Annotated in this window: 11 protein-coding genes; 7 read left to right on the top strand and 4 right to left on the bottom strand. The window is 42.6% G+C overall.

All coding sequences use genetic code 11. From position 1 onward, the window contains the following. The first annotated feature begins 177 nt into the window (after nucleotides 1–177). Entirely contained in the window at nucleotides 178–1,053 is an 876-nt protein-coding gene (locus tag L1070_RS10390; protein WP_070983985.1) for a DUF368 domain-containing protein, read from the top strand. A gap of 293 nt (nucleotides 1,054–1,346) precedes the next feature. After that, on the top strand, nucleotides 1,347–2,720 hold the full coding sequence (gene nhaD / locus L1070_RS10395; RefSeq protein WP_237125535.1) for a sodium:proton antiporter NhaD: 1,374 nt from the start codon (nucleotides 1,347–1,349) through the stop codon (nucleotides 2,718–2,720). On the opposite strand, the gene L1070_RS10400 is transcribed toward nhaD, so the two are convergent. From L1070_RS10400 to L1070_RS10415, 4 genes are all read right to left on the bottom strand, one after another. Continuing rightward, nucleotides 2,712–3,707 carry an ATP-dependent 6-phosphofructokinase gene (locus L1070_RS10400; RefSeq protein ID WP_237125496.1) on the bottom strand — a complete coding sequence of 332 codons (996 nt, stop codon included), beginning with the start codon at nucleotides 3,705–3,707 and terminating at the stop codon, nucleotides 2,712–2,714. The genes nhaD and L1070_RS10400 overlap by 9 nt on opposite strands. Nucleotides 3,708–3,875: 168 nt before the next feature. Further along, entirely contained in the window at nucleotides 3,876–4,277 is a 402-nt protein-coding gene (locus L1070_RS10405; RefSeq protein ID WP_070983987.1) for an MmcQ/YjbR family DNA-binding protein, read from the bottom strand. 761 nt (nucleotides 4,278–5,038) lie between these two features. Continuing rightward, nucleotides 5,039–7,120, bottom strand: coding sequence for an EAL domain-containing protein (locus L1070_RS10410; protein WP_237125536.1), 2,082 nt, complete (start codon nucleotides 7,118–7,120; stop codon nucleotides 5,039–5,041). A gap of 249 nt (nucleotides 7,121–7,369) precedes the next feature. Beyond that, nucleotides 7,370–10,042, bottom strand: a complete 2,673-nt coding sequence (locus L1070_RS10415) for an insulinase family protein (protein ID WP_237125497.1) — start codon at nucleotides 10,040–10,042, stop codon at nucleotides 7,370–7,372. A 162-nt stretch (nucleotides 10,043–10,204) separates the two neighbouring features. Between L1070_RS10415 and sixA the strand changes: the two genes are divergently transcribed. The 5 genes from sixA to L1070_RS10440 all read left to right on the top strand — a co-directional run bounded on the left by sixA (nucleotide 10,205) and on the right by L1070_RS10440 (nucleotide 15,406). Further along, complete coding sequence (sixA, locus tag L1070_RS10420) at nucleotides 10,205–10,672, top strand: phosphohistidine phosphatase SixA (RefSeq protein ID WP_237125498.1); 468 nt, start codon at nucleotides 10,205–10,207, stop codon at nucleotides 10,670–10,672. A gap of 426 nt (nucleotides 10,673–11,098) precedes the next feature. Continuing rightward, on the top strand, nucleotides 11,099–13,417 hold the full coding sequence (locus L1070_RS10425; RefSeq protein WP_070983991.1) for a TonB-dependent receptor: 2,319 nt from the start codon (nucleotides 11,099–11,101) through the stop codon (nucleotides 13,415–13,417). Between the two features lie 120 nt (nucleotides 13,418–13,537). Continuing rightward, entirely contained in the window at nucleotides 13,538–13,837 is a 300-nt protein-coding gene (locus L1070_RS10430; protein WP_070983992.1) for a hypothetical protein, read from the top strand. Between the two features lie 21 nt (nucleotides 13,838–13,858). After that, nucleotides 13,859–14,515 (top strand): HAD family phosphatase, encoded by a 657-nt coding sequence (locus tag L1070_RS10435; RefSeq protein ID WP_343221753.1) that lies wholly within the window; start codon nucleotides 13,859–13,861, stop codon nucleotides 14,513–14,515. Between the two features lie 54 nt (nucleotides 14,516–14,569). Further along, complete coding sequence (locus tag L1070_RS10440; RefSeq protein WP_237125499.1) at nucleotides 14,570–15,406, top strand: DNA ligase; 837 nt, start codon at nucleotides 14,570–14,572, stop codon at nucleotides 15,404–15,406. Nucleotides 15,407–15,478: the final 72 nt, after the last annotated feature.

Here is a 15,478-nt window from a genome sequence, read left to right on the forward strand (position 1 = left end):
CGCGATTTTATTTAATCAAATTACCTTACTCTGAATATTGCAGTCATCGCTTTATGGCGCTGTTTGCTAGCATCATTTTCCGTTAGACTAAGCCCAAATTAAAGATGGAGTAGATAAGTGACAAAGCATTGTGATTCCAAAAGAGACTATGTTTGGTTATTTTTGAAAGGGGCCGGAATGGGCGCTGCGGATGTTGTACCAGGTGTGTCCGGCGGTACTATCGCGTTTATAACTGGAATATATTCACGTTTTTTACATGCCATAAAAAGCGTGGATTTAGCCGCGCTGGGCATACTTAAAAACGATGGTATAAAAGCGTGCTGGCGTCATATTGACGGCTCTTTTCTGTTGGCTGTATTTGCTGGCTTAATAACAAGTGCAGCATCGTTAGCAAAGTTAATCACGTATTTGTTAGCTAATCATCAGATCTTGGTGTGGTCATTTTTCTTTGGGTTGATCGTGGCGTCGTTTATTCATGTGGCTAAGCAAGTCACTCATTGGCGTTGGCAAACGATACTAAGTTGCTTTTTAGGAGCAGTGATCGCTTTTGTGATTACGACACTGGCACCAAGTGAAGCTCAACCCCACTGGTGGATGTTTTTTGTTGCTGGTGCAATCGCGGTGTGCGCCATGATTTTACCCGGTATTTCGGGCAGTTTTATTTTGTTGCTTCTCGGTATGTACGGGCATGTGCTTAAAGCTGTCACACAAAAAGAGTTGCTGTTGGTGGGCCTATTCTTGATGGGGTGTGTGGTAGGGCTGATGGCTTTTTCTCGTTTTCTATCTTGGTTATTGGATAGGTACCAACAGGTAACATTTTCATTGCTAGCAGGGTTTTTATTGGGATCGTTGAATTTACTCTGGCCTTGGAAAACAGTGATATCAACTTACATCAACTCCAGTGGCATCGAAAAGCCCCTGTTGCAGCAAAATGTAAGTCCAATGGAGTTTGCTGCTGTAACTGGTATGGCACCGCAAACTGGAATATGCATTGCGCTGGCAGTGGCTGGACTATTACTGATTCTAGCGATTGAAAAGCTCACCAATGATTAATTTTAAGCGACCAACATAATATTATGTTGGTCGCTTGTGCCTTTGCATTATTAAATAGACCACACTCTTCAGCATGTACCCACTCCTACAAGCACTTTAATACCAATGGGTAATTTTTAATCTTGACAAAAAAAGCGATCATATAAGCGACAAAAGTATTAATGTATTTCACGAGTGATTCGCCGTGATTTTAATATCTTTGCACACCTTTGTGTTCAGTTAATAAAAGGCAAAATATATCCATGAGTACAGTGAGTTATAAGTTAGGCTTATTGGTTTTTCTGTTGATAGGTATGACTTTTCCTGCCCAGGCAGGTGTCGAGCGGTTGGATTTAACATCCTCTTTATTAGGCCTGTTTTGTATCTTGGTCTTCGTTGTTGCCTATGCATTGGTCATGGTTGAAGAAAAGCTTCACTTGCGAAAGTCCAAGCCGGTTTTGGTTGCCGCTGGCATAATTTGGATAGTGATTAGCGCCTATTATGTTACTCATGATATCTCTTATGTTACCGAGGAGGCATTTAGGCATAATTTACTAGAGTTTGCTGAGCTAATGTTATTCCTGCTCGTGGCAATGACATATATTAATGCGATGGAAGAGCGCAAAGTATTTGACGCGCTGCGGGCTTGGATGATCCAAAGAGGGTTTAGTTATAATAGTTTGTTTTGGATTAGTGGCTTTTTAGCATTTTTTATTTCGCCCATCGCAGATAACTTAACCACCGCATTGTTAATGTGTGCTGTGGTGATGAAAGTGGCCGAGGGTGACAAACGATTTATTAATCTCAGTTGTATTAATATTGTGATAGCAGCGAACGCAGGAGGAGCATTCAGCCCATTTGGTGATATTACCACGTTGATGGTTTGGCAGGCGGGAATGGTGCAGTTTAATGAGTTTTTGGTGCTATTTTTCCCATCGCTTGTTAACTATGTGGTACCAGCATTCATAATGAGCTTTTTTGTTGAGAAGAAAATGCCATCAGCGCTTTATGAGCCGACTAAAATGAAGCGCGGTGCTAGACGCATTCTAGCATTATTTTTATTGACTGTTCTCACCGCGGTGTTGTGCCATAGTTTACTGCATATGCCGCCAGTTCTGGGCATGATGATGGGTTTAGGCTATCTACAGTTATTTGGTTACTTTTTACGTATCACGCTCGAGAAAAGGCGTGACAAAGCAATACAAGCTGGGGATAAAAGACGTATTGATCTGCTTGGGAGTGTTATGCCATTTGATGTCTTCAATAAAGTGGCGCGCGCTGAGTGGGATACCTTGCTATTTTTTTATGGCATCGTGATGTGTGTTGGCGGCCTTGGTTTTCTGGGGTACTTGGGCCTGTTGTCGGAGGTGCTGTATGGGCAGTGGAGTGCAACGGCAGCGAATGTCTTTTTGGGAGTCGTATCATCTGTCATAGATAACATCCCGGTGATGTTTGCTGTGTTGTCCATGCAACCCGATATGTCGCACGGACAATGGTTATTAATCACCCTTACAGCAGGGGTCGGTGGCAGCTTGCTATCAATTGGCTCCGCTGCAGGGGTCGCTTTGATGGGTCAGGCTCGTGGTTATTACACATTTATTGGCCATTTGAAGTGGGCACCTGTCATTGGCTTGGGGTATGTTGCCAGTGTACTAACGCACCTCTGGCTCAATGCAGAGTTATTTTAAGTAATGAGTTAATTGTTGCTGGTGAGCGTTTACCCAATGAGCGCTCACAGGCTTTGCAGTATTGATCACTTGTTCAAGAGGCGTGGCAATGACTTTACCAGCTTCGCGGCCAATCATCACATTATCTTGTCCAGTGATGATAGCATCAACCGCTGCAAGGCCTAATTCTGTTCCTAAGTTTCTATCTTCAGGGACTGGGCTACCGCCTCGTTGAATATGTCCAAGAATACAGATTGCACTGTCTACTTTGCCTTGCTCGGTTAAGCTTTCTTTGAGCGCCTGAGCGCCACCAGGCCATAAATTTTCCGCTAGTACGATTAGAAAGCTACCGTGTGTGTGTTGTTGCTTATCAATAGCTTTTAATAGCTCTGTAACCTTTTGCAGTGCCCTGTCGGCAGAGAAGTTTTCAAATGAAATAATGGCTTCGGCACCTGTGGCTATGCCGACGTTAAACGCAATATGGCCACTGTGTCTACCCATCACTTCAACAATAAAGATCCGTTCGAATGCATTGGCTGTATCGCGAATTTTATCAATAGCATGAGTTGCCGTGGTGACGGCCGTTGCGAAGCCTATGGTGCAGTCCGTTCCGCTGAGATCATTATCAATCGTTCCGGGCAATCCTATGACTTGCTTTTCCCAGTGTTGTTTGATTGCCTGTAGCCCTCTTAAAGAGCCATCTCCACCTATCACAATCAGTGCGTCAATTTCGTGTTTTCTTAGGGTATTACATGCCTGTATAACTCCCTCAGAAGTTAGCATGGCTTGGCAGCGCGCACTTTTTAAAATGGTTCCACCTTGTTGCAAGGTTGGGTTGACATCAAAATGCTCCATTTCGACGTACTGATCATCAATTAAACCATTGTAGCCATGATAAAAGCCAACACATTGTAGTTGATGATAATTACAGCTTAAAGTAATTGCTCTAATTGCGGCATTCATAGCCGGTGCGTCACCGCCACTTGTTAAAACCGCGATCTTTTTCATAATTAATCCTTCATCGAACTGTAACTGTAATTATAGATAACGCATAAGCTGCACAGCTAGCATACAAGCTTATTTAAAAGCTGAGAAGGGAAAAGGTATATCAATAAGGGGAGGTTGAAAAGGGAAATGGCCCTCGCAGGATCACGAGGGGAGCCAAATCCAATAGATTTACTTATTTAAAGACGCTGCAATTTTTGCTAGTTCTTCTTTTTGTGCGGTTGGCAAATTATCTACAACGATATTGTAAGAATTATCGATCATTTCTTTAATTTTCTCTTCAGGCACTGAGCCGTCTAGAATGATCGTATTCCATAAACGCTTGTTCATGTGGTAGCCCGGAACGATGGCTGGAAACTCATCTCGAAGTAACAAAGCTTCATCGGGATCGCACTTCAAGTTAAGCCACCAAATCGGCTCACCGTTGGCATCTACTTGACCTTCTTTACCCTCAGATAAAGTAGCAAACATTTTGTGCTGCACTTTGTAGACATCCACATCTTGAGCAAACGGCTGAGTAATAAACGTCGCAGGTTTACTTTGCAAATAGTCATGTACGCTTTTTTGATCCATATGATCGTGTCCTTGACGTAACTAAATAATTTAAAACAACATGGTTTAATTTTAGCAGCTATTATGAGAATACTGTAATTACCTGTTTATAAAACGGCCTGAAAGCTTCTGTTTACATAGGCCAATTTAGTATTACATATAAAAAACAACAATTTGTACTTAACTAGTTGTTTAAATCGTATAATATTCGACCCTTTATGCACGTTTTAACTCGAACGAGTTAAGAACTATGCGATGTTGGCTCGGCTATTGCTGATACGCATGTAACGCTCTCCAGCGCTTGCCAAATCAGGCTGCTAATGGTGAAAACCATACCTCGTAGTTTCAATTTTCAATGCAGTTTAGTTGATTAGAAAATAAATTATTTAATAATCAAGTAGCTACTATATTAACATCAATCTTATTGCTAATATTGCATCGAACTGAGCTGCTATTAAATTAAATAATGCAATATTTTGCAACAATTAATATTTAATTGTACAAATACTGCGCACTTTGGTACCCTTCGCGCCCTTAGTTAGAGTTGTGAGTTAAGCTGGTTTATGGTGTGGATTGTGTTGTCGTTGTTCGGTGCAATATTACTTTATGTTGAAGCGGTTCGTAAGGGGATGCCTATTAAGCGGTGGGTGGTTGCCGGTATAATGTGTGGACCTTGTGCGTGGTGCTTACTGAGAGTTCATCACCGTCGGGCTTGGTTGCGCAATCAATTACACCAATGCTGTATGTGGCGTGCCTAAGGACTGATTTAATCTTAGCTTCGGTTAATTGACAACTTTGAGCTGAGGTTGCGCTTCTCTTTGCTTTTGTGCACGCAAGAATGTGGTAAAGTCATCGGCGCAAAGTGGCTTAGAGTAAAAGTAACCTTGAATGGTCTGACAATTTAGTTGCTCCAAAGCACTTAATTGCTCGGCTTTTTCGACGCCTTCAGCCACAACGTGTAGGTCTAGGTTGTGGGCGATAGTGACGATAGAGTCAACCATATTGCGTCCTCTCTCGGAGGACATGTCATCTACGAAGGCTTTGTCCACTTTCAAGGTATTGAGTGGAAATTGCTTCAGGTAGGCTAGTGACGAGTAACCAGTACCAAAGTCATCAATGGCCAAATGTATGCCGCGAGCACTGAGAGAGCGCATAATTGAAATGGCTTCTTGCGGGTCATCCATGATAGTGCCTTCGGTGATCTCCAACTCTAGAAAATACGAAGGAAGTTGGTTTTTTTGCAAGATAATATCAATTCTGGTTGTTAAGTCGGGTAAACTGAATTGCTTGGCTGATAAGTTAACCGCAACGCGGCCATCAAATAAACCTTGATCTATCCAGCGCTTTACATCTTTACATGCCTTATCTAGAACGACTTCACCAATGTCAATGATCTGCCCAGTTTCTTCCGCGATGGGGATAAATATACCCGGGCTGATGATCCCTTTTTTCGGGGTGATGAATCGAACCAAGGCCTCCATACCCACTAGGCGGCCAGTTTTTATGTCCATTTTTGGCTGGTAGTAAACGACAAAGTGGTCCTCTTTTAAACCGAATCGCATCAGGTTTTCAATCTGTAATCTTTTTACTGCTTGTTCGTTCATGGAGTCATTGAAGAACAAATAATGGTTACCTCGCTGTTTTGCGTGGTACATGGCTGTGTCGGCATTTTTAAGCAAAATTTCAGGTGTTGCACCATCTTCTGGAAACAGCACGATACCAACAGATGAAGTGATCACCAGCTCATGGTTTGCCATTTTAAACGGTGTGGCAATCGCTGCGAGGAACAGCTTGGCTGTTCTAGTAATGGTATGAATGTCGTTGGTTCCCGCCATGACCAAAGCAAATTCATCTCCACCTAATCGGTAAAAGGTATCTTTTTGACGAGCGAGTTTGTTTAATCGCATGGCGAGTTTGGCAAGTAGGCTATCGCCTAATTGATGACCAAGCGAGTCATTGATTTTCTTAAAGTTGTCTAAATCGAAAACCAGCAAAGCATGGTGTGTGTCCTGTTGAGCCAACTTTTTCAAATTGGTAAAAAATAGATTGCGATTTGGCAATCCTGTTGTGCGATCTCGATTAGATAAATTATGTAACTGTGATTCTGCTTTTTTACGTTCGGTGAGGTCGGAATAAACCACTACATAGTTTGTTACTTGTCCGTGACTGTTTTTGATTTCATCAATCGTCACTTCTATTGGCAACAAAATATCTTTGTGATTACGAAGTCGCAACTCTTCTTGCCAGTGTTCGGTTTCTTTAAGGCTGGTGATAACCTGATTGATATAGCGCTCATCGTAACCGGGTAAATTAAACGGTTTACCTACATATTGAGGTCGGTTGCCTCCAAACAGCACCAGATAGCTGGGATTTAAATCGACCAATCGAAAGTGGTCGTCGTAGATGGCAATCGCGTCCGTCAGGGATTCTACGCATTTGGCGAATAGATTAAGGCGTTCCTCGGTGCTTTTTAGATGGCTGATATCACGGACTGTCCCAGTCATCCTAAGTGGGTTGAGGTTACTATCTTTCTCAATGATCTTACCTCTATCCAAAACCCAGTGATATTGCTCAAGATTGTCTTTTAGTCGGTAGCTGGCCTCAAAGAAAGCACTTTTCTCTGAAAAGTGTTGTTTAAGAAGTTTTTCTACCAATGGTAGATCTTGAGGATGAATTCGATTTGCATTGGGAATAAAGTGGCTAGATTTACTTTTGTGCAACATATACTTGTCGTTGATCCGCACCACTTCACCGGTCGCGATATTCCAATCCCAGAGTGTGTCTCCGCTTCCTTCCACGGTGCTTTTTAAACGCTGTTCAGATAGCTGCAATACTGATTGTGCTTTTTTTAGCCTGTTGTTCATTACTAGCAAATAGCTAGTGGCTAGGAAAAAAGTCAAGCAGAGCCCAGCCCAGACTGGGTCTAGGAGTTCTAGCTGTTGACCGGAATTAAGTGCTTGCAGGGGAGCGCTAAGTACGGAGTACAACAGCATCATGATGGAGGTTTTTGTTATTGTTCGCTGTATCATAGATGCATAACTCTTTATTGCGAGCTTTAATCTAAATGATGCAAGAGTCGGAGTCAAAGAGAAATGCGCAAATTAGTTTCTTTTTTAGTTACAAAGAAGCGCTACTTTTGGGTGAAGTGGAGAAAAAATCGTTTTAATGTATGCAATAAGCGTGTCTTTATCCATAGAATCAATTTGTGCCACAAGTCGTCGTTGCATATTAAACTTATGATCATCATTAGTGATAGCTATCCAAAAACGCTGGGCGCGAAGCCTTAAGTTTTTGTCCTTTTCTGCAACTTGTAACCGCAATGCCCCAATGGCTTCTAGCCATGTTGTATCATCAAGGTCTGTCAGCCGGTCAATAAATTCAGTCACAAACTGCTCATGTCTGGCGAGTAACTCTTTGGAGTCGTATTGTGGAGATTGGATATAAAAGGCGATCCCGGCTCTGGTGTTAAATGGTGCGTAACCAGCACCGACCAAATAGCCAAGTTGCTGTTGAGTTCTTAAGGTTTCGAAGTATTGTTGACTAATAAGTTGGTTAAGCATCATCAGTGCTACTTTCTCAAACACATCTTCAGTTTGGGCTTGAATATAATAAACCAGCGCGTGCTCACTGCCACTTTTTTCTATGTGTTGTTGTTGATAGTTATCAAGTACCACCAAGGGGCGCTTTAAATCTTCTAAGATTTCGCTTTTTTCAAACAGGCGTCTGAGCTTTTTTTGCATAGCTAGCGCATGTGTTTCTTGCCAGTTACCATGTAAAAACGCTTTTATATGTACAGAATCAAAAAACTGATTTCTAAATTGACAAAACTCATTAAAGCTAATGGTTTTCAAGGCACGTGCCAGAGCCATCGGTTCTGGGTTCCAAGGCATTAACTTTGCGCCGAGAACACTGAATAGCTCACTGACTGGTTTGTTGTGGTTGTGGTTTTTCCAGTGTCTGATCAGTTGCTTTTTATATTCAGCGAAGCGGGTTGCACTGATCACGGCGTGCAACATGTGTTCTAGTAGCTGTAAAGCTAAAGTGATTTGATTTCCGGATAGTCCTGCTGTGTGTAAAGTAAGCCCACCTTGATGGGAGTTGATGTGGTAATTCAAGCCCGCAAGTTCAGCAGGGTAGTATTGCTCAGCCATGCTGTCCATTAGTAAGTCGGCGAACAGTCTTGTCAGAGCCATATGTTTAACGCTTTTAATGCCAAGCAAAGAGTCTATTTCAATATAAAAATGGCCCTTGGTAACTCGGAAGGTGGCGTCTTGTTTGAACCAAAATGCAAACCCAGGTTTGTCTTTGAGTAAAGTTGGAGTACGACTTTTATTAGTCACATCATACAATACATTATCTACCTGTAAGTAAGGGTTCACTTTTGGAAGCTGCATCTCTGGCAAAGGTGTATCAATAGCGGCAAGCGCATTTAGCCATTCATGATTAAGTTGCTCAACGTCATACGGTGTATGGTACCACTTGGCTTGCATGGTAGGTTCAACATCTGGATGTATTAGTACCATGCGCATGTTGTGTGGTGACAGATAGTTACACAATTTTTTGTGTAACTGTTCATCAAAGCCTTGCATCACATAATCACCATACAGGTAGTCTTGTGGCTCATAGTGATGCATATTCACACTGATACTGCTTGCCCATTCGAGCAAACGGCTTGGTTCTTGGTTGTTAAATGCAATATCGAGCAAAGTTCTTTTATCTTGATAGAGTCTTGGTAATACAGCCAGTTGAGACTTTATGAGCGCAATATACTCAAACAGCATTTCTACGATATCCTCGTAGTAATCAATACCTTCATCAGTGAGTGCAAAGCTAACGTTGAAGTCTTTAAAGTTACTACCGCTTATTCCTCCGCCAGCAGAAAGTGCATTGATCCAACCCTGTTCTTTGAGGATAGAGTAGAGAGAGCCTTCGCCTTCATAGCCTAATAAATGAGCTAAGAAACTCACGCTTTTATGCTTGTACAAGTCATCAATGCCGTTCATAGCAAAGCTGACGATTAATTTCTGCATATGCTTGCGAGGCGCAATATGCAGTAATAAACCTAAATCCTGAGGACGATACAATGGTTCACTAATTTCTGCTTTGTTTTGGTGTGTCCCCGCAATTTGGCGAAAATATTGTTCGACTTGCTGTGATAACTCTTCAACGGAGTGAGGGCCTGCAACAACTAAGGTCATCCATTGAGCTTGGTAGTGTGTGGTAAAAAAGTCGCGAACTTCTTGCGCGATACACACCTCCCGATTGTCTAGAGTGGTTTTGTTACCCACCGAGAATTTGGCAAAAGGGTGTAGTGGGTTAACTGTTTCTTTATGAACCTGATAAATTCGACGCCCATCGTCTTTTATTTTCATTTTAAATTCGGCATCTATAGCGTTACGCTCGTTTTCAGTTTGTGACGCATCAAGCAGTGGATCAATAAAAAACTCCGCAAACAATGATAAAGCATTGTAAAACTGCTGAGGTGCACAATCGAAAAAATAACAGCTATGTTCTGTGCCAGTCCAAGCATTGCTTTGCCCACCAGCCTGACTGACAAACTGAGAAAAGTAACCTGGTTGAGGATGTTGCTTTGTACCCAAAAATAACATATGTTCAAGGAAGTGTGCCATACCTTGGCGATCAGCAGGGTCATCGAAATGTCCTGCATTGACAGTAAGCGCTGCGGCAGACTTATCGCTGGATAAGTCACTGACTAATAAAACCTGTAGACCATTGTCGAGTGTAAGCCGGTGGTAGTTGCGATTATCATTATTACTAACTTTCAAATTTTTGCCGCCGATACATAGAATGTAAATAAAGAAAGCTTACAATGCGAAATGAAGAACTTTGCTTTATGTTTATAGGGTCGTTTGTTTTAATATAGCGAACAAACGAGGTAATTAGCTACAGGTTAGCAGGCAAATTTACAAAGAACATTAGAGAGTGCAATGAAAACTATTTTAATTATGCGCCACGGTGAAGCTGTCCCTATGCAAGTTAATGATGAAGCTAGACCTCTTACGGAGCGAGGAATAAAGCAGGCAAAGGAAATGGCCTGGTGGCTTAAAGGGCACTTCAAACCGCAAGCCGCATTAGTCAGTCCATATACAAGAGCACAGCAAACCGCTCAACAAGTGCTAGCAATCAATGATTTCAGTTATGTGGAAATTTGTAAAGATGTAATCCCTGCGGGAAATGCTGCGTTTGCCATCGATTATCTCGAAACGCTCATTAGTTTGAATGAACATCTTGATGTATGGTTGGTTGTTGCGCATATGCCCATAGTCAGTTATTTAGTAGAACAGCTATGCCCCGGTAACTCACCTATTTTTAATACGGCGGCTATTGCTGTGATTGAGTATGATGAAGTGACACAGCAAGGCGTATTTAAGAGTATGAACTCACCTTCTTTATAATTATTCGAGCACTTTCTTACCTATATTTGCAACATAATGCCATGACCTTAATTATCTGCTTGTAAAGCTTACGTTTCCAGTCGAGGTAAAAAGCTCAAACCCCTACATTTCAAGTGAAAGTCAAGGAAGGACATATGTCCGTATTTTTTGGCTTTTTGGTAGCTAAAAGTTGTAAACGTCTGGCTTCTTGTTGCGAAAAAATCAAAAAAGGCGATTTTTTGTTGTTAGTGTGTCGGTAATATTTTATTTAGCTGCTATACTGTGGGCGTCGCGTTCAGCCTCACAGGTTCGCTTTGCACTCTCGGTTGTGAGGTCCGCGCTAAATTGAAAAAACGCGCGAAAAATTGAACGTACCACGCCAACGTGATACGGCGACCATACATACCGTTGAACAAAAAGAGTGCACATATAAGGTTAAGCCCAAACATGAAAGCAATGAAAAGATCTACGTTAGCAACTTTAATCAATGCAACGTTGTTCTCTGCTGTAGCAGGTACTTCATTTTCTACTCTCGCTGCTGAACAAACCCCTGAAGCAAAAAGTAATCAACTGGAAGTAATCCAGATCACAGCACGTAAGCGTGTTGAGAATGCTCAGGAAGTACCAGTGAGTGTATCTGCACTACAAGGGGACAGCTTGGATGCATACAGCTCTGCGGGTATGGATATTCGTTTTATGAATGCGAAGATTCCAAGCTTGTCTGTAGAGTCATCTTTTGGTCGTACATTTCCGCGCTTTTATGTTCGTGGTCTTGGTAATACCGATTTTGATCTAAACGCGTCACAGCCGGTTTCATTAGTGGTTGATGAAGTTGTACAGGAAAACCCAATCCTTAAAGGTTTCCCTGTATTTGATGTCGCACGTGTTGAAGTTTTACGTGGTCCACAAGGTACATTGTTTGGTCGTAACACGCCGGCTGGCCTCGTGAAGTTTGATTCTGTTAAGCCAAGTCAATCTTTTGATGCTTATGGTGCAGTATCTTATGGCAGCAAAGGCGCGGTAGACTTTGAAGGTGCTGTAGGTACTGGATTAACGGATCGTATTTCGACTCGTGTGTCAGTACTTTGGCAAGATAAAGAAGATTATATTGACGTTAAAGCACCAGGTTTTGAGAAAGAAGACTCACTAGGTGGCTATAACGAAAAAGCGGCGCGCGTACAATTCTTGTATGAAGGCGACGACTTTACGGGGTTATTAAATTACCACGTGCGTGATTTAGATGGTCGTCCCATTGCGTTTCGTGCGAACCTAATTGAAAAAGGTTCAAACAACATTAACCCTCTGTATGATAATGACGTTGTGTATCATGATGCAGCTTCTCGTTCTACGCAGCAAGTAGACTCTCAAGGTCTAAACCTTAAATTAGAGTGGGACTTGGCTGAGCACACGGTAACATCAATTACAGCTTGGGAAAGCGCTGAAATATACTCTCGCGCTGACGTAGACGGTGGTTACGGTGCAGCATTTATCGGTTTCCAAGGTCCAGGTCTAATTCCTTTCCCATCAGAAACTGCGGATGCAATTCCTGATCACGACCAATATACGCAAGAACTTCGTCTATCAAGCAACTTCTCTGGTGATATTAACTATCAAGTTGGTATTTTCCTATTCGAAGAAGATTTAACGATTGAAAGCTTCTCATATGATACGTTGACGTATGACCCAACTGCGAACAACTACGGTTTGCAAAATGGTTATGCAGTTCAAAACCAAGATACATCTGCATGGGCGGTATTTGGTTCAGTTGACTACACGCTTACTGATGATTTAAAAATCACCGCGGGCCTACGTTATTCTGATGATGAAAAAGAGTTTTATGCAAAACGTACTATGAGCCCAATCGGAGCTGCTGCACTGTTAGAAAAAACAGCGAACCCTAGCGATAGCCATGTAAGCTGGGATTTGAGTGCAGCCTATAAATATAGCGATGACATTAACTTGTTTGCTCGAATCGCAAATGGTTTCCGTGCGCCAAGTGTTCAGGGTCGTATCTTGTTTGGTGACGTCGTAACAGTTGCTGATTCAGAGACAATTAATTCAATTGAAGCCGGTATTAAATCTGATGTACTTGATGGTCAGGGCCGAGTAAACGCGACGGTATTCTACTTCCAAATGGATGACCAACAGCTAACAGCTGTAGGTGGTGGAGCGAACTTTAACCGTTTGATCAATGCAGATAAAACAACTGGCTATGGTTTTGAATTAGATACAGAGTGGGTGTTAACGGATGAATTAAATGCAACGTTTAACCTAAGCTACAACAAAACTGAGCTGGATTCTCCAGGCTTAGAAGTGGGTGCATGTGGTTCTGCGTGTACAATCACTGACCCATACCGTCAAGTTGCCAATCCTTTTGCTGCAGATGGCGATGGGTTTGATGAGATTGCTATGATCGATGGCAATAGCTTACCTCACGCTCCTGAGTGGATTGCAAACGCGACACTACGCTATACCACTGAGCTAGAAGGCGGTGAATTCTTTGTGTATGGTGACGTATCTTATCGCAGTGAAATAGACTTCTTCTTGTACGAAGCGGTTGAGTTCAGAGGTGATGCATTGTTTGAAGCGGGCGTGCGTACTGGTTACATGTGGGCCGCTGGCGACAATGAATATGAAGTATCAGCGTTTGTTCGCAACTTGTTTGATGAGCAAGTGGTGATTGGTGGCGTTGATTTCAACAACCTAACAGGCATGTTGAACGAAGAACGTTATGTAGGTGCTGAGTTTAAAGTACGTTTCTTCTAAACGTCACAGTAACTTACAATGATGAAAAGCCCGCTTTCAAGCGGGTTTTTTGTTGTCTGTAATGAAAAGCTTGGCAAGAGCTGATAAAGTCATAGCCAAGTATGAAATGAGAGAAAGATGATGTCTGGATTTTGGAATTACCGAGTGATTTTTTGTGAAGCGACTAAAGATGAGCAAGCGCTTTATCAAATTCATGAGGTTGAATATAACTTAAACGGAAAAGTTACAAACTGGTCAGAAACCGGAGCCGCGCCATTTGGTCGTAGCATCGAAGAGTTACAGGCCGATACAGAACGCTTAAAGTCAGCGTTTGATAAGCCCGTGTTAAAAGTAGTCAGAAAGCCTAGAGGCTATGAGTTAGTTGAAGTGGAAAGTGGGTTAGAAGCCAGTGCAGAGCCGCCAGCAGGGTTAAGCGAATAAAGCCCTAATCAAAAGGAGCGAATGATGAGTTTACAGGCCATTTTATTTGATTTCGATGGAACCTTAGTGGATTCGGAAGCGCTCCACTATCAAAGCTGGATGCGTGTGCTTGAGCCTTGGCGGGTAAGCTATGATGAACTATCATTTTGCTCAGAGTTTTCAGGTGTACCCACACTTCAGGCTGCTGACACGCTCAATCAACGCCATGGGCTTAGTGTTCACGCAGAAGCTTTAACATATCAGAAGAATCAGTTCTTCGTTGAAGTTGCACGAACTGTGCAACCTAAACTGATGCCATATGCACAAGAGGTTTTACATCAAGCGAGTGAACACTTTACCTTAGCGTTGGTAACTGGCAGCACTCGTGCCGAAGCGTTGCCAGTGTTAGAGTTTTATAAGCTTGATCAGCTCTTTAAATATTTTATCTGTAAAGACGATGTGGTGCATGCTAAACCTCACCCAGAACCATATTGTAAGGCGCTTATACAGCTTTCACTCAAAGCCAATCAAGCTGTTGCAATTGAAGACACTTATACAGGTTTGAGTTCCGCGCGCGGCGCAGGTTTAAGAACTATTGTGGTGCCGAACCATCACTCGAAGCAGCAAGATTTTTCTCGCGCAAGCTTTCAAGCCGACAATTTACAAGTTGCTTGGAGGCAAGTACTACAACTGGCATAATGGCATAGTTATACTAAAGTTATAGGCTCATTACCTAGTGCAAGGAGCCTTTTAATGAAAGTATGGATACTATTATTTATAAGCCATCTATGTATTCTATCCACGAGTAAAGCACATAGCCCACCCAGCGTAGAGTTAGCAAATACCTATCATGAGAGCACGCCTATTGCTCACTATTTAGTGAGCGAAAAGTTTGATGGTGTACGGGCCATTTGGAACGGCTCTGAGTTGTTAACTCGGGGTGGGTTTCGCATCAATGCTCCGAAGTGGTTCACTCAACCGCTTGGGAGTATGTCTCTTGATGGTGAGCTTTGGTCAGGATATCAAGCGTTTGCATTTGTAAGCGCCTTAGTTCGTAGCAAACAAGGTTCGGACGAAGATTGGCAAAAAGTGCGTTACTTAGTATTTGATGCACCACATCCCAGCATGCCCTTTGTTAAACGTTATCAACGTTACCAAGATGAGTTAAATCGTATCTCTGCTGCCCACCTGCAAGCCATCAAGCAGTATGACTTTACAAGTAACAAAGAACTGAACGGCTATTATCACAAAGTATTGGCCCGCGGTGGAGAGGGGGTGATGTTACACCGAAAAGGTGCCGTACACCGCGCGGGTAGATCTGATAATGTGCTCAAATACAAACCCTATATTGATGCTGAAGCTATTGTTATTGGTTACACACCGGGAAAGGGGAAGTACCTAGGGATGGTTGGGGCGCTCAAAGTCCGCAATACACAAGGCATTGAGTTTAAAGTCGGGTCGGGGCTCAGTGATAAGTTACGTCGGCGGCCACCGACGATAGGCACACAGATCACCTATCGTTATCAAGGTTTTACTAAACATGGCAAACCCCGTTTCGCGCGTTTTTTAAGAGTGAGAGAGTGGCTATGAAGGCTAACAGTTGAAAACTAGGTATTGGGCGTTGTCATTGAGTTGAGGTTTGATCTGCAAGTGTGTTAACCT

Source organism: Pseudoalteromonas sp. MMG022, assembly GCF_021654245.1.
GTDB lineage: Bacteria > Pseudomonadota > Gammaproteobacteria > Enterobacterales > Alteromonadaceae > Pseudoalteromonas > Pseudoalteromonas amylolytica.